General features: G+C 69.7%; 18 protein-coding genes. 9 read left to right on the top strand and 9 right to left on the bottom strand.

The window, feature by feature from the left end; all coding sequences use genetic code 11:
- The first annotated feature begins 10 nt into the window (after positions 1 to 10).
- The 6 genes from H4N58_RS16875 to H4N58_RS16900 all read left to right on the top strand — a co-directional run bounded on the left by H4N58_RS16875 (position 11) and on the right by H4N58_RS16900 (position 8073).
- Positions 11 to 1057, top strand: a complete 1047-nt coding sequence (locus H4N58_RS16875) for a cohesin domain-containing protein (RefSeq protein ID WP_167251590.1) — start codon at positions 11 to 13, stop codon at positions 1055 to 1057.
- 80 nt (positions 1058 to 1137) lie between these two features.
- A complete protein-coding gene (locus H4N58_RS16880; RefSeq protein ID WP_370465472.1) occupies positions 1138 to 3075 on the top strand; it encodes a 2-oxoacid:acceptor oxidoreductase subunit alpha in 1938 nt (645 codons plus the stop codon).
- Entirely contained in the window at positions 3072 to 4148 is a 1077-nt protein-coding gene (locus tag H4N58_RS16885; RefSeq protein ID WP_167251586.1) for a 2-oxoacid:ferredoxin oxidoreductase subunit beta, read from the top strand. Before H4N58_RS16880 ends, H4N58_RS16885 begins: the two co-directional genes overlap by 4 nt.
- Positions 4149 to 4421: 273 nt before the next feature.
- On the top strand, positions 4422 to 6749 hold the full coding sequence (locus H4N58_RS16890) for a xanthine dehydrogenase family protein molybdopterin-binding subunit (RefSeq protein WP_167005839.1): 2328 nt from the start codon (positions 4422 to 4424) through the stop codon (positions 6747 to 6749).
- Positions 6746 to 7258: a (2Fe-2S)-binding protein gene (locus tag H4N58_RS16895; protein WP_167005842.1), complete on the top strand. Its 513-nt coding sequence runs from the start codon at positions 6746 to 6748 to the stop codon at positions 7256 to 7258. Before H4N58_RS16890 ends, H4N58_RS16895 begins: the two co-directional genes overlap by 4 nt.
- On the top strand, positions 7255 to 8073 hold the full coding sequence (locus tag H4N58_RS16900) for a xanthine dehydrogenase family protein subunit M (RefSeq protein WP_167251584.1): 819 nt from the start codon (positions 7255 to 7257) through the stop codon (positions 8071 to 8073). The genes H4N58_RS16895 and H4N58_RS16900 overlap by 4 nt, the downstream gene beginning before the upstream one ends.
- 10 nt (positions 8074 to 8083) lie before the next feature.
- Here the strand turns inward: H4N58_RS16900 and H4N58_RS16905 are convergent, their stop codons facing one another.
- Genes H4N58_RS16905 through H4N58_RS16920 form a run of 4 tightly spaced genes read right to left on the bottom strand, consistent with a single transcriptional unit; the run spans position 8084 to position 12216 of the window.
- Complete coding sequence (locus tag H4N58_RS16905; RefSeq protein WP_167251582.1) at positions 8084 to 9442, bottom strand: amidohydrolase family protein; 1359 nt, start codon at positions 9440 to 9442, stop codon at positions 8084 to 8086.
- 17 nt (positions 9443 to 9459) lie between these two features.
- Positions 9460 to 10221, bottom strand: a complete 762-nt coding sequence (locus tag H4N58_RS16910) for an SDR family NAD(P)-dependent oxidoreductase (RefSeq protein ID WP_167005848.1) — start codon at positions 10219 to 10221, stop codon at positions 9460 to 9462.
- Entirely contained in the window at positions 10218 to 10979 is a 762-nt protein-coding gene (locus H4N58_RS16915; protein WP_167005850.1) for an SDR family NAD(P)-dependent oxidoreductase, read from the bottom strand. Before H4N58_RS16915 ends, H4N58_RS16910 begins: the two co-directional genes overlap by 4 nt.
- 40 nt (positions 10980 to 11019) lie before the next feature.
- Positions 11020 to 12216 carry a cytochrome P450 gene (locus H4N58_RS16920; RefSeq protein ID WP_167251580.1) on the bottom strand — a complete coding sequence of 399 codons (1197 nt, stop codon included), beginning with the start codon at positions 12214 to 12216 and terminating at the stop codon, positions 11020 to 11022.
- 142 nt (positions 12217 to 12358) lie between these two features.
- Between H4N58_RS16920 and H4N58_RS16925 the strand changes: the two genes are divergently transcribed.
- The gene (locus tag H4N58_RS16925) at positions 12359 to 13363 is read left to right on the top strand and encodes an amidohydrolase family protein (protein WP_167005856.1); all 1005 of its coding nucleotides are present in this window, start codon (positions 12359 to 12361) and stop codon (positions 13361 to 13363) included.
- A gap of 10 nt (positions 13364 to 13373) precedes the next feature.
- Here H4N58_RS16925 and H4N58_RS16930 read toward each other — a convergent pair whose 3' ends face one another.
- From H4N58_RS16930 to H4N58_RS16945, 4 genes are all read right to left on the bottom strand, one after another.
- Positions 13374 to 13589, bottom strand: coding sequence for a ferredoxin (locus H4N58_RS16930; protein ID WP_167251578.1), 216 nt, complete (start codon positions 13587 to 13589; stop codon positions 13374 to 13376).
- An 87-nt stretch (positions 13590 to 13676) separates the two neighbouring features.
- Positions 13677 to 14552, bottom strand: coding sequence for a TrmB family transcriptional regulator (locus H4N58_RS16935; protein WP_167251576.1), 876 nt, complete (start codon positions 14550 to 14552; stop codon positions 13677 to 13679).
- An 87-nt stretch (positions 14553 to 14639) separates the two neighbouring features.
- Positions 14640 to 14936, bottom strand: coding sequence for a Dabb family protein (locus H4N58_RS16940; protein ID WP_167005865.1), 297 nt, complete (start codon positions 14934 to 14936; stop codon positions 14640 to 14642).
- Between the two features lies 1 nt (position 14937).
- Positions 14938 to 16167, bottom strand: coding sequence for a cytochrome P450 (locus H4N58_RS16945; protein WP_167251574.1), 1230 nt, complete (start codon positions 16165 to 16167; stop codon positions 14938 to 14940).
- Positions 16168 to 16265: 98 nt separating this feature from the next.
- Between H4N58_RS16945 and H4N58_RS16950 the strand changes: the two genes are divergently transcribed.
- Positions 16266 to 16979, top strand: a complete 714-nt coding sequence (locus tag H4N58_RS16950; protein WP_208322935.1) for a ThuA domain-containing protein — start codon at positions 16266 to 16268, stop codon at positions 16977 to 16979.
- A gap of 9 nt (positions 16980 to 16988) precedes the next feature.
- Entirely contained in the window at positions 16989 to 17906 is a 918-nt protein-coding gene (rarD, locus tag H4N58_RS16955; RefSeq protein WP_167005871.1) for an EamA family transporter RarD, read from the top strand.
- Between the two features lie 6 nt (positions 17907 to 17912).
- On the opposite strand, the gene H4N58_RS16960 is transcribed toward rarD, so the two are convergent.
- Positions 17913 to 20627, bottom strand: a complete 2715-nt coding sequence (locus H4N58_RS16960; RefSeq protein WP_167251572.1) for a SpoIIE family protein phosphatase — start codon at positions 20625 to 20627, stop codon at positions 17913 to 17915.
- Between the last annotated feature and the right edge of the window lie 35 nt (positions 20628 to 20662).

Raw genomic sequence — 20662 nt, forward strand, 5'->3', positions numbered from 1 at the left:
TACGAGGACTATGACGCCCCACAAGAAGGCCTGGCTCGGCGCCGCGACGGGCTTCGCCACCGTCAGCCTGGTCGCCGCAAGTCTCGCGATCGGCTCCGCGTCGGTCGAGGACGTCCCTGCGTACGCGGTGTCGACCTCGACGTCCTCGCTCACCCTCGGCGACACCGTGACGGTCACCGTCGCCGCCGACGGGCTGCGCGACGTCCACGCGTACGAGCTCGCGCTCGCCTACGACCCGGAGACGCTCGCGTACGTCGAGGACAGCGCGTCCACGGACACGGGGGGAAGGACTTTCGGGATCGCGAGCGACGGCGCGCTCCACGTCGTCCACACCGGGCTGGGCAGCTCGGGCGTCTCTGGTGCCGCCACCCTCGCGACCGCGACGTTCCGGACGATCAAGCCCGGCAAGGCGTCGGTCGAGGCGTCGACGTTCGAGGCGGTCAGTGCCGACAACGGTTCGACAATCGAATCGGATCTGGGCGCGACCACCGTCGAGGTCGCGGCCAGGCCTGCCCCGGTCGCGACGCGGGCCCCACAGGTCAGCGGGACTGCCCGCGTCGGAGCCGTTCTGACGGCCATCCCCGCGACCTGGGACGTCGCGGGCACCGCCGCGTCGTACGAGTGGCGGCGTGACGGGACCCCGGTCGCCGGCGCGCGCGGCGCGTCGTACCGGCTCTCACCGGCCGACGCCGGCAAGAAGGTCACGGTCCACGTCGTCGGCGACAAAGAAGGCCACCTCCAAGGTGCCGTGACGTCCGCCCCGACCCTCGCCGTCGCGCCCGCCGCCAGCCGCGTCGCGGCCAAGGTGAGGCGCTCGGTCAAGCGCGGCGCGAAGGTGACCGTCAAGCTGCGCGTCAGCGCGGCGGGCGTGACGCCGACCGGCGCCGCGGCCGTCACATACCGGGGCAAGACCCGGCACGTGACGTTGAAGCGGACCGGGATCACCACCGTCACGCTCAAGGCGACCAAGCGTGGATCGTCCAAGATCCGGGTGACCTATCGGCCTGCCCCCGGGTTCACGGCGAGTGCCAGGACCCTGCGGCTCCGGGTGCGCTGAGCGCCGGACGGGGGCCGCCAGCGGACTTCTTTGCGTCCAAATCTCGGAGTCGCAACGGCATTCCAAAATCATCGCCTAGGCTGGTTTCAACGCACCAACGCACAGAAGGGCCCCAAGCCTTGGCGATCGACGGCAAGCAGGTCGAACAGCTGGATCGGGTGGTCATCCGGTTCGCGGGCGACTCGGGCGACGGCATGCAGCTGACGGGTGACCGCTTCACCCAGGAGACCGCAGCTTTCGGCAACGATCTCTCGACCCTCCCCAACTTCCCGGCCGAGATCCGCGCCCCCCAGGGCACGCTTCCCGGAGTCTCGTCGTTCCAGGTGCACTTCGCCGACCACGACATCCTCACCCCCGGTGACCGTCCCGACGTGCTCGTCGCGATGAACCCCGCTGCGCTCGCCGCGAACATCGACGCGCTGCGCCCCGGCGGGATCGTGATCGTGGACAGCCACGACTTCACCAGCCGCAACCTCGTGAAGGCCGGATACACCTCCTCGCCGCTCGACGACGACTCCCTGGCCGACTTCCAGGTGCACCCGGTCGACCTCACCGGCATGACGGTCGAGGCGGTCTCGGAGTTCGGGCTCGGACGCAAGGACGCAGCCCGCGCGAAGAACATGTTCGCCCTGGGCCTCCTCTCGTGGATGTACGGTCGCCCGACCGAGGGCACGACGACCTATCTCGAGAAGAAGTTCGCGAGCAAGCCTGCGATCCGCGACGCCAACCTGGCCGCGTTCAAGGCCGGCTGGAACTTCGGCGAGACCACCGAGGCGTTCGCCGTCTCGTACGAGATCAAGCCAGCGCCGATGCCGCAGGGCCGCTACCGCAACATCACGGGCAACACCGCGCTGTCGTACGGGATCGTGGCCGCCGGCCAGCAGTCCGGGCTGCCGGTGTTCCTCGGCGCGTATCCGATCACCCCTGCCAGCGACATCCTGCACGAGCTGTCCAAGCACAAGGCGTTCGGCGTCACGACGTTCCAGGCCGAGGACGAGATCGCCGGCATCGGCGCCGCCCTCGGCGCGTCGTTCGGCGGCGCGCTCGGCGTCACCACCACCTCCGGCCCCGGCATCTCGCTGAAGTCGGAGACCATCGGCCTCGCCGTCATGATCGAGCTGCCGCTGCTCGTCGTCGACGTCCAGCGCGGCGGCCCCTCGACGGGGCTGCCGACGAAGACCGAGCAGTCCGACCTGCTGCAGGCGATGTTCGGCCGCAACGGCGAGGCTCCCCTGCCGGTGATCGCCCCGCAGTCGCCGGCCGACTGCTTCGACGCGGCGCTGGAGGCGGCGCGGATCGCCGTCACCTACCGCACACCGGTGATCCTGCTCTCCGACGGCTACCTGGCCAACGGGTCCGAGCCGTGGCAGATCCCCGACGCCTCGACGCTCCCCCGCATCGAGCCCGACTTCGCCACCGCACCCGGTGAGGGCGAGACCTTCATGCCGTACGCGCGCGACCCGGAGACCCACGCCCCCGCATGGGCACCGCCCGGGGTCGCGGGCCTCGAGCACCGCATCGGCGGCATCGAGAAGGCCGACGGCACCGGCAACATCTCGTACGACCCGGCCAACCACGACCGCATGGTCCGGCACCGCGCCGCCAAGGTGGCGCGCGTGGCCGATTCCATCCCCGACCTCGTCGTCGACGACCCGACGGGCGACGCACGCGTCCTCGTCCTCGGGTGGGGCTCCACGTACGGGCCGATCGGTGCCGGAGTCCGCTCCGCGCGGGCGCAGGGCATCGACGTCGCCCACACCCACCTGCGCCACCTCAACCCGTTCCCCCGCAACCTCGGCGAGGTGCTCCGCGCGTACGACCAGGTGATCGTGCCGGAGATGAACCTCGGCCAGCTCGCGCTGCTGTTGCGCGCGCAGTACCTGGTCGACATCCAGGGGTACGACAAGGTGACCGGCATGCCGTTCGGCTCGGAGGAGCTCGCCGAGGTCATCGCGCAAGCCGTCAAGTCGCTCGACACGCCGAGCCTGGACCGTCCCAGCCAGGAGAACCACCGATGAGCATCGACCTGCCTCCCCCCACCCTCGCCCGCGAGGGCCTCGCCGGGATCCCGACGACGGACCTGAAGCAGACCGGCAAGGAGTTCACCAGCGATCAGGAGGTCCGCTGGTGCCCCGGGTGCGGCGACTACGCCGTGCTCAAGGCCGTCCAGGGGTTCCTGCCCGATCTGGGTCTCAAGCGCGAGAACATCGTCTTCGTCTCGGGCATCGGCTGCTCGTCGCGCTTCCCGTACTACCTCGACACGTACGGCATGCACTCGATCCACGGCCGTGCGCCGGCGATCGCGACGGGCCTGGCGACGTCGCGCGACGACCTGTCGGTGTGGGTCGTCACCGGTGACGGCGACGCGCTGTCGATCGGCGGCAACCACCTGATCCACGCACTGCGCCGCAATGTCAACATGACGATCCTGCTGTTCAACAACCGGATCTACGGCCTCACCAAGGGTCAGTACTCCCCGACCTCGGAGCCGGGCAAGGTCACGAAGTCGACGCCGATGGGCTCGCTCGACACCCCGTTCAACCCGATCAGCCTGGCGCTCGGCGCCGAGGCGTCGTTCGTGGCGCGGACCATCGACACCGACCGCAACCACCTCACCGGTGTGCTGCGCGAGGCAGCCGCCCACCGCGGGACGGCGCTGGTCGAGATCTACCAGAACTGCCCGATCTTCAACGACGGCGCGTTCGACGCGATCAAGGACCCGGCGACCAAGGACCACGCCATCATCCGGCTGGAGCACGGCAAGGCGATCACGTTCGGTCCCGAGGGCGAGCACGGCCTGGTCCGCGACCCTGCCTCGGGCGCGGTCTCGGTGGTCGAGGTCGACGAGACCACCCGCGACAGCCTGCTGGTCCACGACGCGCACGCCGAGGACCCCTCGCTGGCCTTCGCGATCAGCCGTCTCACCGACGGGGGCTACCTCGACCGCGCACCGGTCGGGATCTTCCGCCAGGTCGAGCGCCCGACGTACGACGACCAGGCGCGCGCGCAGCTCGCGGCGGCCGCCGAGGCCCAGGGCCCGGGCGACCTCCAGAAGCTCCTCACCGGCAGCGACACCTGGACCATCGCCTGACAGAAATGCAGACGGGCCCCCGACCGCGGTCGGGGGCCCGTCCGCATGTCCGGGTGCTTGGCACGGCCTGGTAGCAAGAGCCGGAACGACGCCTTGGCGTAGCCCGGTCCAACACGCTTGCACTGCAGCACAAAAAGCGTCGTGTCCCAACAAACGACTATTTCTTCAAAAAGCCTTGATTTCTCTCCCTGACATCTCCACAGTGTGATCCAGGACACAGCGGCGAGGTGCTCGTACACGACCTTCCCCCCGTACGACAGAGAAGAGGGTCTCGTGGCGCCACTAGTCGGAAGTCCGGTTCGACGGTCAGAAGACCTGCCGTTGCTGACGGGGAGTGGTCGGTTCGTCGACGACATCGTGTTGCCGGGGATGACCACGATGGTCTACGTCCGCAGCCAGGCCGCCCACGCCACGATCCTCGCCATCGACACCACCGAGGCGCGGGCGATGCCGGGGGTGCTCGGGGTGTGGACGGCCGCTGATCTCGCCGACCTCCCCGCCATCCGCTCCGTGCCGACGATGGAGCGGTACCCGCTCGCGAAGGATGCCGTCAGGTTCGTCGGCGAGCCGGTCGCGGTGGTCGTGGCAACCGATCGCGCCCGAGCGGTCGATGCCGCCGAGAAGGTCCAGATCGACTACGACCCGCTGCCGGTCCTGACCACGATCGGGGAGGCGATGTCCTCGGGCGCAGCCCCGATCGTTCCGGGACAGGCCAGCAACGTGGTGATCGAGATGGCGTTGACCGAGGACGACGCGCAGGCCGAGATCGACGCCGCTCCCCACGTGTCCCGGCTCCACCTCGTCAACCAGCGCGTCGCTCCGGTGCCGATCGAGCCGATCGGTTGCGTCGCCGACTGGTCAGCGCGAGGGGCGACCCTGTGGGCGACCGTCCAGGCGCCGCACCCGATCCGCAACGAGCTGTGCGAGATGTTCGGGCTGTCCCAGCAGCAGATGCGCGTGGTCGCGCCGGACGTCGGCGGCGCCTTCGGGTCGAAGGCCTCGTTCTATCCCGAGTACCTCTTGACCCTCGAGCTGTCACGACGGCTGGGACGACCGGTGAAGTACGTCGAGACGCGCAGCGAGAACATGGTCGCGATGACCCACGGTCGTGCGCAGACCCACGATCTTTGCCTCGCCTACGACGACGAGGGCAAGATCCTGGCGCTGCAGGTCAAGATCATCCAGGACTGCGGGGCGTGGCCCGACGTCACCGGGAGCGGGCTCCCCACCTTGACCTCGTTCATGGCCGGCGGCTGCTACAAGATCCCGAAGATCGGCGCGTCCTTCCGCAGCGTCACCACAAACACGACGCCCGTCGCCGCCTATCGAGGGGCCGGCCGACCTGAGGCGGCCTACCTCATCGAACGCCTCGTCGACGTCGCCGCCGGCGATCTGGGGATCGACCCGGCGGAGTTCCGCCGCCGCAACCTCATCCAGCCCGAGGAGATGCCCTATCCCACGCAGTTCCCGATCGTGGTCTACGACGAGAGCGACTACCCACGCCTCCTCGAGATGCTCCTCGAGAAGCTGGACTACGAAGGCGTCCGCCGCGAGCAGGAGGTACGGCGCCAGGACCCCGAAGCCCCGCTGCTGGGCGTGGGGCTCTCGGTCTTCGTCGAGATGGCCGGCTTCGGGCCGTCGGCGTTCTTCGAGCAGTTCGGATACGTCGGCGGCTGGGAGTCGGCGAAGGTCCGGATGAACCCGGACGGCTCGGTGCTCCTCGGCGTCGGCACCAGCCCGCACGGCCAGGGCCACGAGACGGTGTTCGCCCAGATCGCCGCCGACGAGCTCGGAGGGCTCGCGTTCGACCGGATCGTCGTCGAGCACGGGGACACCGCCGCGATCCAGGAGAGCATCGGCACCATGGGCAGCCGCGCGGTTCCGGTGGCCGGCCCGGCCGTGCAGATGGCGAGCCGCAAGCTGAGAGAGCGCCTGGTCGAGGTCGCGGCGCACATGCTCGAGGCCTCGGTCGACGACATCGAGCTTCACGACGGTGTCTTCGCGGTCAAGGGGGTCCCCGGTTCGAGCGTTCAGCTCGGTGATGTCGCCATGACGGCGTACAAGCCTCATAAGCTGGCCGAGGGCAGCGAGGTCGGGCTGGAGTTCGTCAGCTACCACGAGCCCACGAACCTCTCCTACCCCAGCGGCGCCCACGGGTGCCTCGTGGAGATCGACCGCGCGACCGGAGAGGTCTCGATCCTCCGCTACGTCGCGGTCGACGACTGCGGGGTGGTGATCAACCCTCTGCTCGCGCGTGGACAGGTGCACGGCGGCGTGGTTCAGGGCATCGCACAGGCACTTCTCGAGGAGGTCACGTTCGGTGAGGGGGCGCAGCCGGTCACCTCGACCCTGGTCGACTACTCGGTCCCGTCCGCCGCCGACATGCCCGACCTCGAGACCTTCCATCTGGAAGTCCCGACCACCGGCAACTCTCTGGGAGCCAAGGGACTCGGCGAGGCCGGCGCCACCGCCGCGCCGCAGGCGGTCGTGAACGCCGTGGTCGATGCCGTCAGCCATCTCGGGATCCGCACGCTCGACATGCCCCTGACGCCGTTGAAGGTGTGGCGCGCGATCAACCCCGACCTGCAGGAGGAAGCATGAAACACGACGTCGAGCTGACGGTCAACGGGACGTCGGTCACCGCGACCGTCGAGGCACGGCAGCTGCTCGTGCATTTCCTGCGCGAAGACCTCGGGCTCACCGGGACCCACGTCGGCTGCGACTCGTCCAACTGCGGCGCCTGCACGGTGCTCGTAGACGGCGAGGCAGTGAAGTCGTGCACCATCCTCACCGTCGCGGCTGCAGACGCCTCGATCCTGACCATCGAGGGACTCGGCGGCGGCGGGGACTCCCTCACCCCCGTACAACAGGGCTTCCGCGAGTGCCACGGACTTCAGTGCGGCTACTGCACCCCGGGGATGGTGATGGCCGCGACCGGGCTCCTGCTCGACGACCCCGACCCTGCGCCCGACGAGATCCGCACCGGCCTGCAGGGCAACCTCTGTAGGTGCACCGGCTACCAGATGATCGTGGAGTCCGTGCGCTGGGCGGCCGAGAACGGCGGACCAGGCGCAGTCGCAACCGCTGAGCGAGAGGGCGCGTCCTCATGATCCCGAGCCCGTTCTCCTACCGCCGCGCATCGTCGGTCGACCACGCGCTCGATCTCCTCGTCGAGCACGGTGACGAGGCGAAGCTGCTCTGCGGTGGCCACTCCCTGCTGCCGCTGATGAAGCTCCGGCTAGCCAATCCGACGACGCTCGTCGACATCCGTACGCTGTCGGAGCTGCGCGGCATCCGGGCCGATGGGGACCGACTCCTCATCGGTGCCGCCACCCGGCACCGGGAGCTCGAGAACGACCCTGACGTCGCACGGATGGCGCCCCTGCTGGCGAAGGCTGCGGCGACGATCGGCGATCCTCAGGTCCGTGCCCGCGGGACGATCGGCGGGTCGGTCGTCCACGCCGACCCCGCTGCCGACCTCGCGGCGGCCCTGCTCGCGCTCGATGCCACGGTCACGCTGCGGGGTCCTCGTGGGACTCGCGAGGTCGCGATCTCGGACTTCTTCGTCGACTTCTGGCAGACCGCCATCGAACCCGACGAGGTCCTGACGACGATCACCGTGCCGAGCAGCGTCGACCTTCCGGTCAGCTTCGTAAAGTTCCATCAGCGTGCGCAGGACTGGGCGATCGTCGGCGTCGCGGCCGTCGGTGGCACTTCGCCGAGGGTGGCCCTGGTCAACATGGCCGCGACCCCGGTGCGGGCGCGCGCCGTCGAGGAAGCCCTCACGAACGGCGCAGGCATCGCCGACGCCGCTGCGCTGGCCGACGTGGGCACCGCACCCTCGAAGGACCTTCGGGCCGACGCGACGTACCGCCGTCACCTCGCACGGGTGATGACGGCTCGCGCCCTCGCGGAGGTGGTTTGAGCGCCACCCCTCAGGCAAGCGAGAGCGCGACCAGGTCGTCCTCGCTGAGCGCCAAGGACTGGGTGAGCGGGCACGCCGCCAGGAAGCGCACCTGCTCGGACGCGCGGACTTTGCGCTCGGGGATCGGTGTCGTGATGTCGATCCGCTTCCCTCGACTGATGACCTCGGCGAAGCGCGTCTTGTCCGCGAGCAGGCGAACGTCGCGCAGAGGGTCGCCGTCGAAGACGACGACATCGGCCAGCCACCCCTCTTGGAGAGTGCCGACCTCACCCTCGAGGCGCATCGCGAGCGCACCGTTGCCCGTCGCGGCCACGATCGCCTCCATCGGCGTCAGGCCGGCGTACTCGACGAGCATCTCGAGCTCGCGAGCGTGCCACTCCCCCACTGGAGTGACGGCGAATCCGGTCTCGGAGCCCGCCAGGATCTTCACGCCGGCCCGGTGCGCCTTGTGGACCATCTCACCCGTGGCGTCGATCTCGGCCCGGAAGAGGTCAAGCAGCTCAGGGGCGGTCCCGATCTTGGTGCCGTAGTCGGCGAGGTTGCCCAGCAGCGTGAACGTCGGGCAGATCGCCGAGCCGTTGTCGATCACGGCCTGCAACGCGTCTTCGTCCATATACGAGCAGTGGTAGATCAGGTCCATCCCGGCCTCGGCCGACTCCTTGGTGCTGAGCGAGTTGCGCGCGTGGCCGACGACCCGCGTGTTGAGGTCGTGCGCGGTGTCGCAGACGGTCTTGAGCTCGTCGAAGGTCCAGACCTTCATCTCGGGGCCCTTGTGGGAGGGGATCACCCCGGTCACGTGCACTTTGATCCAGTCGACTCCGTGCTTGATCTGGCGCCGGATCTCGCTCACCATCACGCTGCGGTCCTGCACCACCGTGGCGTACCCGGTCCGTCCCTCGTCCTTGATGAGGCGTCCGGCGGTGCCCCCGACCGACGTCATCAAGGCGTTCCCGCCGGAGGCGACCCGCGGCCCCTCGACGATGCCTGCCTCGATGGCGTCTCGGAGCTCGACCCCGATGTTCCACAGGCAGTCGGCATCGAGGACCCCTGTCACCCCGGCCCGCAGCACCTTGCGCGCGTTGTAGGCCGTGAGCATCGAGCTGTACGCCTCGGTGCGGTGGTAGAAGAGCTCGTCGTTGCCGGTCGGCTCCCCGAACGTCAGGTGGGTGTGCGCGTCGATCAGTCCCGGCATCACGGTCTTGCCGGTGGCGTCGATCCGCTCGACGTCGCTCCGCTCGCGGCACGCGTCGAAAGCGTGCTGCCCCATCGCGGTGATGCGGTCCCCCGAGACGAGGATCGCCACGTTCGGGACGGGCTCGGCTCCCGTCCCGTCGACGAGCGTCCCTCCCTCGATCAGCAGGTCAGTCATGCCACTCTCCCTCTCGGCTAGGCGTTCGTGACGCCGAGGACGAGGCCGCCGTCAGCAGTCAGGATGCTCCCGGTGGTCCACTCCGCGCGGACGAGGTACTCGACGGCCTCGGCCATCTCCTCGACCGTCCCGATCCGTCCGAGCGCGTGCGCCGGGGCGAGCCCGTTGAGCCGCGCAAGCGCGGAGGCGTCGTCGGACAGCCCGGCCCGCTGGTTGAGCTCGGTGAAGACCGCACCGGGCCGCAGGCAGTTCACACGGATCCCCTGCGGCCCCAGCTCCGCAGCGAGAACGCCCGTGAGCGTCTCGAGCGCCCCCTTGGTCGCGGCGTACGGCGATGCCCCGGGGAACGCGCGCTGCGTGTGCGCCGAGCCGAAGAACACGACCGACCCGTGGCTCGCCCGCAGGTGGCTCAGGCAGTCGCGGACCAGCTGCATGGGGCCGACGACGTTGGTGTGGAACAACGCGAGGGTCTCGTGCTCGTCGAGGTCGTCGAGCGGGCCGCGATACATGTTGCCCGCCGCGTTCACCAGCGCGTCGATCCCGCCGCCATGGCTCACCGCGACCTCGACGAGGCGGGCCCGGTCTGCTGTCGATGTCACGTCCGCCTGGACGGCCACGCACCGAGGACCCAGCGACGCGGCAACCTCCTCGACCTTCGCCTTGCGGCGCCCGGCGATCGTGACCCGCGCGCCGTGCTCGACGAGGTGCCGCGCGACTCCGGCACCGATCCCGGAGCCGCCTCCGGTGACGATCACCGAGGCTCCCTTGACCGGTCTCATCGCGGACCTCCGTCCACCGACCGTGGCCGCGCCAGGCCGGCAAGGACCGCCTTGGTGAGGCCACCGTCCACGACGAGGTTCTGACCCGTGATGTACGACGCCTTCTCCGAGGCCAGGAACATCACGGTGTCGGCGACGTCCTCGGCCGTCCCGAGGCGGCCGGTCGGCACGTGCGACGTCCGCTGCCGGCGCGCGTCGGGATCGGCGTAGATCGGCTCGGACATGCCCGCATCGATGAGACCGGGTGCGACCGTGTTGACCCGGATCCCACGACTCGCCCACTCCATGGCCATCTGCTCGGTGAGCCGGATGACCGCTCCCTTGCTCGCCGTGTAGGAGCCGGCGTTCGGAGCGGCAGCGACCCCGTTGATCGAGGCGAGGTTGATGATGCTGCCGCCGATGTCGCTCATCCGTCTCGCGGCGGCGCGCCCCACCAGGAACGTGCCGGTGAGGTTGAGCTGCAGCGCGGCGTTCCAGTCCTCGAGTGCGAGGTCGAGCAGCGGCCCGAAGCGGACCATACCCGCGTTGTTGACCACCAGCGCGGGCGGTTCGGGGAGAGCCGCCATCGCGTCGTTCACCGCGACCTCGTCGGTGACGTCGACGACGCACGGCGTCACCCCGTCCACGCGATCGGCCAGTCGGCGAACGGCATCGGCGTCGACGTCCCACGCAGAGACGAGATAGCCCGCCTTAACGGCGTGCTCGGAGATGACGGCGCCGATCCCTTTGGCTGCGCCGGTCACTACAGCCCAGTTCATCGCGTGCGTCTCCTGTCGCTGGGGTGTCGCGTGGGCCGGCTCATCGGCCGAAGACCACGGGGTACGCGCTGAAGTGGTCACGCGCCGAGTGCGGATCCTTGGTCGCAGGGCGGTCCGGGTCGGGACGGGCGCCGTGGTCGAGCAGTGCGCGCACCATCAGCGGCACGGTCCCGAGGACGTGGTCCGACGGGGCGTCGTCGCGCCACACCGTGCCGCCGTCGAGCTCCATGCCGATGCACGCGTGCATCCCGCCGCCGAAGGTGTGCCCCCAGGGCTGCACACCGTCGGGGATCGGTCGGTCGGGGTCGAACGAGGCGGAGTCCGAACCGAAGACCTCGACGTCGCGGTTGGCCGCCCGCAGGTCCAGCTGGACCGAGGCACCCGCCGGGATCTGGCGACCGTCTCGCAGCGTGACCTCGGCGAGCGCGCGCCTCGAGGCGACCGGGCTGGCCGGGTGCAGCCTGAAGGTCTCGTGAACGCAGCGCTGGAGGAACACGTCGCTGCTCAGCCTGTCGGCATGCTCGGGGTTGCGCTCGAGCCAGCCGAAGATCTCGTCAGCCGAGTGTGCGAACGCGTCGGCGGTGCTGTGCGACCCGGCCTGCAGGTAGAACGCAACCTCGCGGCGTACGACGTCCGGCGTCAGCTCGAGCGCGTCGAGGTTGCGCAGGAGCGCTGTGAGCACGTCGGACGGCAGGTCCGCATCGGTGATCTCGCCAGCGGCATGGCGGGCGATGAGCTGGCGACGTCGCGCGATCGACGGCTGCAGGAACATCTCGTCGAAACGGTCCAGAGCGTCTGCGACCTCGGCCTCGACCTCACGGTGGTCTCGCGTCGAGTGCACGAGCACGGCGCCCTCGCTGAACCTCACCGCGAAGTCCTGCAGGGCGTCGGTCTCAGCCGGGGTGCCGAGGGGCCGGTCGATGCCCGCGACCTGGGCGGTCAGGTTGATGGTGGTGCGGTAACCGAGCTCGATGAGGTCAGCCCCGCCCGCGGCCACGTACGGAGCGATCGCGCCGGCGATGATCGCGGGGACGAGCTCGGCTTCCCACCAGCGGAACGTTCCCCGACGGAAAAGTCGGTTCTCGAGTCTGCGCCGGGCCTGGTGGTCGGCGCCGTGCAGATCGAGCAGGCAGTCGGCCATGACCACCCCGCCCACGTCGTACAGGGCCTGGCGCAGGTCGCGCTGCCGAAGCGCGTCCCAGACCTCCTGGTAGCCCGTCAGATCGCAGGAGGTCACCGACCCGGGGCACCCGCCGATGTTCACTGAACCTCCCGTATCGTACGTGGTGGTAGCCCTAACGACTATAGGAACGGCGGCGCCGCCTGTCCAGCCTCTAGGGTGGACGTCGTGACGATACGCGCGACTACCGGAGGCCGAGATGAGTCCCGTTCCCCGTGGTGAGAACGACACCCTCCGCGTCATCGATGTCCACGCCCACGCGGTCCTCGCCGAGACGCTCGGAGCGGCCGGCGATGCAGGTCCCGAGCTCAGCGCCGACCCGGATCAACCGTGGTACCGCGTCGGTGGATACGTCTTGCACGGCGTCCGCTATCGCGACAGCCCGTTCATGGACCCGGACCTGCGGATCGCGCGGATGGACGAGGTCGGCATCGACCTGCAGATGCTGTCGCCCAACCCGCTGACCTACTTCGGCGACCTCGCCGTCCACGACGCGGTGACCTACTGCCGCAAGCACAACGACGCTCTCGCCACGGTCGTCGGCGACCACCGCGACCGCCTGTGCGGTGCGGCGCAGCTCCCTCTGCAAGACGTCGACGCCGCAGTGGCCGAGCTCCGGCGAGCGGTCAGCGACCTCGGACTGGTGTCAGCCGCCATCGACACCGATCCCCTCCGCGCCCTCGACGACCCCGCGATGGACCCGTTCTACGAGACCCTCGTCGAGCTCGATGTGCCACTGTTCCTGCACCCCAGCCCCCTCGGCCCCGAGGGCCCTCCGGCTGACCGTCGACTGCGCCGTTTCGACCTCGACCTCCTCGTGGGTTTCGCGTACGACGAGACGCTGGCGGTGTCCACCCTGATCCTGGGCGGTGTGCTCGATCGACATCCCGGCCTCGACGTCTGTGTCTCCCATGGCGGCGGCGCGACCGCGCTGCTGGCCGGCCGGCTGGCAAGCGCGGCGCGGCGGCGCCCCTGGGCCGCACCCGACCTCGCGGACGGCGGCTTCGAGCGCCAGCTGCGCAGGCTGTGGTTCGACACTCACGTCCACAGCGACCGTGCGCTCGCATGCCTCATCGATGCGGTCGGGACGGACCACCTCGTGTTCGGCACCAACTTCGCCGGATGGGACGGCGCCGAGGCCCCCGAGCCCGGCAAGCTCGCCGACGCCCTGTCCCGCAACGCCACGAGGCTCCTGCGCCTGTGACCACCTTGGGTCAGACGAGGACCTCGCGGTCGCCCTCGAGGAGACGGATCGCACCGGACGGGCAGTTGCGAGCGATCTCGACCAGCTTCTCGTCGGACACCTCACCCGGCTCGGCGCGGACCTCGGCGATCTCGTCCTCATCGAAAGCGAAGACCTGCGGCGCGTCCGCGACGCACTTGCCAGAACTCATGCAGAGGTCCTGGTCGACCTCGACCCTGTACGCCATCGTGCCCTCCGTCGTCTCTCGCCACATCATTAGTCGTTAGTTCTATAACGTCAATAGGATGCTGGCCAGATCTCAGGAAGGACGCCGTCAGGCTCCTCGGCCGTGCTGCGAATGGCGGTAGGTCTGTCGCAGGACCTCGGCTGCGGCAGCGTGGTCGGCGCGCAGGCGTTTGATCGCGTCGTCGTTCACCCAGAACTCCTCGAAGGCCGCGGGGTCGAGGAGACGGTCGACGACCAGATGCATTGCGATGTCATGCCTGACGAACTCGACGGCGACGAGAACCACGGCCGGGTCGTCGGTGTAGACACCCCACGCGCCGCGCTCTGTCAGGCCCCCGATCACGGCCTGGTTGCGATCGGCCGCCACCACCAGAAGCCGGCACCCCAGGTTCTCCAGGACGACGTCCGGCTCCGAGTAGCGGTGCTCGGTCGTGCTGCCGACCGGGTCCGAGTCGCGGCCGAAGCTGACCACCGAGACCTCGACACCGCGCCCGGCCGCCTCCTTCATCAGGTCCTTCAGGGTCTCGATCTCGGACGGCCAGCCGGAGACGAAGAGATCGTGACGAGCAGCGGCAACCACGTCCTGGGCACGGAGCACCAGTCCGGGCTGGCTGTCCAGACCGTGCAGCAACCGAACCTCGGGCGGGGCCGTGATCTCGGGGAGCTGCGCGCTGAGGACCTCGATCGAGCTCTCGAAGTCCCGGCGCAGCCTGTCGAGCAGCGAGGTGGGCGGCAACGAGAGGTAGCCGACGTTGTCGTCGCCCGTGCGCACCTCGTACGCGGCGCCGCGCGTGCAGAGCTTGTTGAGCGTCTCGTACACGGTGCTGCGCGGGACACCAGATCGCTTGGCCACCTCGTACCCGTTGAGCGGGGCGCCAGCCGCCACCAGCGCGATGTACGCCTTGGCCTCGTAGCCGGACATGCCTAGCCGCTGCAGCTCGGCGATGACGGTTTCCTGGGTCATCTAGGAGGAGCCTTTCGCCTTGACTGGAATGACGGTCCCGATTGTCGCACGCACGATCACGACCACGACCCGTCGCGAGCGCGAATGTCAGGTCGGGTGCTGCACGGCGGTCCGCTCGGCGAGGATCGGCCGGATCTTCTCCGTGACGACGCGCACGTGATGCTCGTTGGTCGCGTACGCCTCGTACGCCGCTGCGTCCGGGAAGTCCACCGTCACCGCGACGTCAGCGTTCCCCGGCGTCGACCCGGCATCACGACCGACCGTCAACCTGCCCAGGTCGGCGATCTGCTCACCCAGACGCACGAGGGCCGCGAGCGCGTCGTCCTGCTGCGCCGCCGTGGCGCCGTCGGCCCACCGGAAGAGGACGACGTGCCGAAAGCCCACGTCAGGCCCCCACCGGGAAGGTCGCCGGATAGACGCCCCAGTACGGGCGCGCGGTGTTCGCGTCCCGCTGCGGCGGGTTGTCCGGGTCGCTGGCGACACCTGCGTCGAACATCCGCTGGACCGCGGACGTCACGAGGCCGTACAGCTGCCCGTCGGACGCGTCCGGGTCGTTGCCCAGGACGCCGGCGGCAAGGTCTTGCCCGATGCACACGTGCATCCCGGCGGCGAACGAGAGCCCGAACGGCCCGACGCCCGGCGGGAGCACTCGGTGCGGGTTGAACACGGCAGCGTCCGGGCCGAACACCGAGACGTCTCGGTTGACCTGCATGAGGTCGATGACGACCGTGCCGCCCGCTGGCACCTCGTCGCCGGACTTGAACGACACGGGCGCGAGCGCACGACGCTTGCCGATAGGACTCGAGGGGTTGAGACGGATGGTCTCGTGGATGCACCGCTGGACGAAGGCCCTCGACGTCAGCAGCGCGCGATCCTCGGGATGTTCCTCGAGCCATCCGAGGATGTGGTCGATCGAACGTACGAAGGCCGTGGCACTGGTGTGGGCGCCGGCCAGCAGGAAGAACGCGACCTCCCGCCGGACGATCTCGTCGCTCAGCGCGAGCTCCTCGCGATCCTTCAGCAGGACCGACAGGACGTCGCGAGGCAGGTCGGACTCCGACGCCTGGCCCGCGGCGATCTGGTCGAGGATCGCGGCCCGCCTGCGCACCGACGGCTGGAGGAACTCCTCGTCCCACTGCACGAGGCCTTCGAACACGCATGCGCGCTGAGCGTCCTTGTCTCCCGTGGCGTGGGCAAGGGTGGCTCCCTTCACGAAGAGCATCATGTGGTCGTAGAGCCGCTGCGTCTCCTCGGTCGTGCCCTCGGGCCGGTCCACGCCGGCCGTGAGCGCCGCGAGGTTCAGCATCAGCTCGTGACCGAGGTGGACCAGGTCCACCGCCCCCGCCTCGACGTACGGGGCGATCGTCTTCTCGATCACTTCAGGGAAGAGCTCACCCTCGTAGTAGTCGAACGTCTCACGACGAAACATCCGGTTCTCGGCGCGACGTCGGGTGCGGTGTTCGAGCCCGTGGAGGTTCACGAGGACATCGGCCATGACGACCTCGCCCTCGTCGTAGAGCGACTGCCGCAGATCCTTGCAACGGTAGGCTTCTTTGGCCATCTCGAAGGTGTCCACGACGAACGTCGTCTCCACGACACTCTCCTGCTCCGCCATCTGCCCGCTCCCTCCGCGAACCGCTCACGGCACGCGCCGAGGCCGTTCGGCTAGCATGCAGTCGTTAGTCTTCTGACGTCAAGTATCGGGAGCGGCCGATGAGCGTTCCGATGACGCGCAGCGCCGTCGTCTACTCGGGCGGTGTCACCCATGACTTCGTGACGACCAGCGGCGCTCTGACGGCGATCCTCGCGGCCGACGGCTGGAGCGTGACTGTCACCGAGAGTGCGTCCGAGCTCGTCGCCCGCCTCCCGGGAGCGTCGCTGGCCGTGTTCAACACCCTGCGCTGGACGATGCGACGACCCGAGCGGTACGCGGCTCAGGCCGCCGCGCACGGGTTCTGCACCCCGCTCGAGCTGAAAGACGCGCTATCCACGCACCTGGCCGCCGGGCGCGGCGTGCTCGCCATGCACACCGCCACCCTCTGCTTCGACGACTGGGACGAGTGGCCGCGAATGCTGGGGGCTTGCTGGGACTGGGACCGGTCGTACCACCCGCCGGTGGGCTCCATGACGGTCGAGGTCTCACGCTCCTCCCACGAGCTGGTCGCCGACCTCGACGACTTCTCCACAGACGACGAGGCGTACGCCGCGCTGGCGGTCGCCACCGACGTGGTCCCGCTGGCCAGCACGGTCGTCGGCGGCAGGCGCCAGCCGCTGGCCTGGATCCGCGAGATCGGCGGCGGACGCGTCGCGCACGACGCCCTCGGCCACCACGGGAGGTCGTACGAGGCGGCGACGCACCGTGAGCTCGTACGACGGCTCGCACGTTGGGCCACCCGCGCTCAGCACACCGGCACGCCCTCGCCGTAACCTGCCGGGGTGACCCAGCGCCGTACCGACTCCGCCGAAGGTCTCGCGTTCGGCGCTGGCGCCTATCTCCTGTGGGGCCTGTTTCCGCTCTACTGGCCGCTGCTGGAGCCCTCACCGCCCGTCGAGATCCTTGCCCACCGGGTGCTGTGGTCGCTGGTCACGGTGGCGGTCCTGCTGCTGGCCGCGCGGCGGTGGCGCCACGCGATGGTCGTCGTCCGCGACCGGCGGCGGCTGACTTACGTCGCGGTCGGCGGGTTCGTCGTCGCCCTCAACTGGGGGACGTACATCTACGCCGTCAACTCCGGCCAGGTCGTGGAGTCCTCGCTCGGCTACTTCATCAACCCGCTGATCACCATCGCGTTCGGCGTGCTCTTCCTCCGTGAGCGGCTGCGGCCTGTGCAGTGGGTCGCGCTGGGGATCGCCGCCGTCGCGGTCGCCGAGCTGACCTGGGAGTACGGCCGCGTCCCGTACATCGCGCTCGTCCTCGCCCTCACCTTCGGCGTCTACGGGCTGATGAAGAAGAAGGCCGGGATCGGGTCTGTCGAGGGGCTCGCGCTGGAGACCGCGACCGTCGCACCGATCGCGCTCGGCTACGTCGTGTTCCTGGCCGTGACCGGCGCCTCGACGTTCGGCACCGACGGCGTCGGCCACGCCCTGCTCCTCGCGTCGTCCGGGGTCGTGACCGCCGCCCCGTTGCTGCTCTTCGGCGCGGCAGCGACTCGCCTGTCGCTCACGTCGCTCGGCCTCCTGCAGTACCTCGCGCCGATCCTGCAGTTCGCCTTCGGTGTCCTGCTCTTCCACGAGGAGATGACCACCGGCCGCTGGATCGGGTTCGCGCTCGTCTGGCTGGCGCTGGTGATCATCACCGTCGAAGCCGCGCGTCACCGGCGCCGTACCCTCAGGGCCGCCGCCGCCAACGTCGTCTGACGGACGTCAGCTCACGGAGGCGTCCGCGCGAGGTCCGGCGACGACCTGGGCGCGGACGACCGATCCCTCGACGGTGCTGAGTGCCTGCACCTCTCGCGAGAGCCGCCGCACGATGTAGAGGCCCCGGCCACGCTCACGGCCATCGGGGGGCCGCGTCTTCCCGTGCTCGTTGAGAAGGGGATCGCCCCTGCCGTCGTCGGTGGCCTCGATGGTCAGGGTCCGGTCGGCGACCTCCACCGACAGGACCGCTCGGGTGCGCGCGGCGTCGAGGGCATTGGCCAGGAGCTCGTCGGCGACCAGGAGGGCATCCTCGCTGACGATCTCGTGCGCGGCCATCCACTCACGCATCTCCCGGCGTACGCGGCTGAGCAGATATGTCGCCTGCGGGCTGAGCTCCCAGCGCGCGAACGACGCCAGGGCGGGCTTGGAAGCGCGGCGCACCACCAGCGCGAGCGCGTCGTCGTGGCGCTCGGCGCCTTCGAGCGAGCGCTGGACGAGCGTGTCGGAGAGCTCCTGGGCCGGCAGGCCGGCGATCTCGCTGGCGATCTTCTCGAGCTGCTCCATCCCGGCGATGATGTCGCGCCGTGCCTCGACCAGACCGTCGGTGTAGAGGATGAGCGACTCCCCCTCCTCCAGGCGGGTAACCGCGATGCCGCTGCTCCCGACACCCGGCCACCCGATCGCGCCACCGCTGCCGGCCACCTGGCGTACGGAGCCGTCTGGTGCCACGATCACGGCCGGCGGGTGGCCACCCGAAGCCACCCGGAGGTCACCGGTGCTCGGATTGAACCGTGCGACCACGACCGTCGCGACGAGCTCGGAGTCCTGCGCCCCGAGCAGCATGTCGGCACGCGCGACGACGTCTTCGAGCGGCGTCCCCTCGACGGCGACGTGCCTCAGGGTGTGAATCACGCTCAGCGCGTCGCGGGTCGCCGTGACGCCGTGGCCGAGTACGTCGACGACCGCCACGTGCAGCTCGCCCGTCGGCAGCTCGTGCCAGTCGAAGAGGTCGCCGCCGGTGGGTGCGGTCGGGTCGGACGCCACGTAGGCCACCGCGATGTCGACGCCCTCCATCCCGGGCGGCTCCGGAGCCACCGCCTGCTGGAGGTGGTCCACGACGAGGCGTTGAGCGGCCTGCATATCGACGAGCTTCTTGAACTGCTCGCTCAGCTCGTGGAACTCCGTCGCCGGCGTGATGTCACGCGCGACGACGACCAGGCTACGGGTCCCGTCGCTGTTCTCGGCGCGCGTGAACGAGCACGCCAGCTGACGCTGCTCCCCGTTGGTCGCCGTGATGACCATCTCCCGCGGGAAGTCCGCGACCTCCCGCCAGTTGACGAGGTCGACGGGACGCCCCGATGCTGTGCGGGCGTGCAGGCGCGGGAGGGCATCGCGCCGCCCTCGGACCTCGGTGGCTGCCAGGCCGGTGATCTGCTCGCACGCAGGGTTCCACGTCGTGATCGCGCCCGCGGCGTCGATGGTGAAGATGCCGTCCGAGGTGCTCTGCAGGATCTCGGCGAGCGCACGCTCGTTCTGGACGACCTTCGAGACCGCCCAGCCCCGGCTGAGCGTGTGCACGGTCTGGCGCGCCAGCGTCTCGAGCACCGACACCTGGTAGCGCTCGGCGTACGGCGTGGGCCCCTGCAGGTCGTACAGGACGATGACGCCCACGATGCGCGTCCCCAGCTGCATCGGCGCCGAGACACACGACTGCCGACCGTCCTCACGCAGCAGACGCGCGAGCGCGGAGTTGTCGCTCGCTGCCACACGAGTCAGCGCGCCGCGCTTGACGAGCCGCCGCTCGAGGGGGTTGACCGGCGCCTCGTCCTCGTACGAGCCGTCGGCAGACCACCGGAAGGCCGACGGACGGTTGTCCTCGCTCACCATGACCAGGGCGACCATGCGCGCCCCGAAGCGCTCGCGGATCTCTTCGAGGAACGGCCGGACGGCGGTCATCGGGTCGACCGGCTCGGAGAGGATCCGGCTCGCCTCGCTGAGGGTCTCGACACGGCCGCGATCGGCGTACGCGTCGGTGTAGAGGCGCGCGGTGAAGAAGACGAGCAGCAACGGGACCGGCACCAGCAGCACGCCGAGCGGACTCCCCGCCAGCGCGAAGACGAACAGCAGGCCGAACAGGGTGTTGATCACCCAGCTGGCAGCAGCCACCACGGTGAGGAAGAGCGGCTTGTGGACCGCGTACGGCCATGACACAGGATCGGTGAGGGCCGCCTCGGCGAGCACCCACCCGAGGTTGACCAGGGTGATGACCGCCAGGCTGACCACGGTCGCCACGACCACGGGGACGGTGAGCCGCGCATCGACACCGAGCAGATCGGCCACGATCGCGCCCACCGTCGCACCGAACGTCCACCGCGCCATGAGGGTGAGGCCACGAAGCCGGGGCTGCGACCGCGAGAACAGCCCCGGAAGATGGCCGAGAGCGACAGCGGCGGCGACCATCCCCACGTCGTACCCGTAGATCAGCGGTGCGATCGTCGACGTGACCAGCGTGAAGCGCGCCGGGCTGGTGGGGCCGCTGACCTCGACCTGGTAGGCCTCAGCGGCCGCAACCACCAGCACCAGGACCGGCAGGCAGGCCAGCGGGAGCATCGACGACGGACCCAGGTCGAGAGAGGCGGCGTACGCGGCCATCCCGGCGGCCGCGGCCAGCGTGAGGACGGAGAAGAGCGCCAGACCTGCGTTCGACCTGTGCCTGCTCACCTGCGACCTCCACGCCGTGTGATGCCAGTATGCGG

This window comes from Mumia sp. ZJ1417, from assembly GCF_014127285.1.
Lineage (GTDB): Bacteria > Actinomycetota > Actinomycetes > Propionibacteriales > Nocardioidaceae > Mumia.

Bases quoted from the DNA above. Each gene is read 5' to 3' on its own strand.
- H4N58_RS16925 (WP_167005856.1), top strand. From the start codon at position 12,359: ATGAGTCCCGTTCCCCGTGGTGAGAACGACACCCTCCGCGTCATCGAT.
- H4N58_RS16945 (WP_167251574.1), bottom strand. From the start codon at position 16,167: ATGGCGGAGCAGGAGAGTGTCGTGGAGACGACGTTCGTCGTGGACACC.
- H4N58_RS16950 (WP_208322935.1), top strand. From the start codon at position 16,266: ATGAGCGTTCCGATGACGCGCAGCGCCGTCGTCTACTCGGGCGGTGTC.
- H4N58_RS16885 (WP_167251586.1), top strand. From the start codon at position 3,072: ATGAGCATCGACCTGCCTCCCCCCACCCTCGCCCGCGAGGGCCTCGCC.
- H4N58_RS16900 (WP_167251584.1), top strand. From the start codon at position 7,255: ATGATCCCGAGCCCGTTCTCCTACCGCCGCGCATCGTCGGTCGACCAC.
- H4N58_RS16935 (WP_167251576.1), bottom strand. From the start codon at position 14,552: ATGACCCAGGAAACCGTCATCGCCGAGCTGCAGCGGCTAGGCATGTCC.
- H4N58_RS16895 (WP_167005842.1), top strand. From the start codon at position 6,746: ATGAAACACGACGTCGAGCTGACGGTCAACGGGACGTCGGTCACCGCG.
- H4N58_RS16930 (WP_167251578.1), bottom strand. From the start codon at position 13,589: ATGGCGTACAGGGTCGAGGTCGACCAGGACCTCTGCATGAGTTCTGGC.
- H4N58_RS16915 (WP_167005850.1), bottom strand. From the start codon at position 10,979: ATGAACTGGGCTGTAGTGACCGGCGCAGCCAAAGGGATCGGCGCCGTC.
- H4N58_RS16905 (WP_167251582.1), bottom strand. From the start codon at position 9,442: ATGACTGACCTGCTGATCGAGGGAGGGACGCTCGTCGACGGGACGGGA.
- H4N58_RS16910 (WP_167005848.1), bottom strand. From the start codon at position 10,221: ATGAGACCGGTCAAGGGAGCCTCGGTGATCGTCACCGGAGGCGGCTCC.
- H4N58_RS16875 (WP_167251590.1), top strand. From the start codon at position 11: ATGACGCCCCACAAGAAGGCCTGGCTCGGCGCCGCGACGGGCTTCGCC.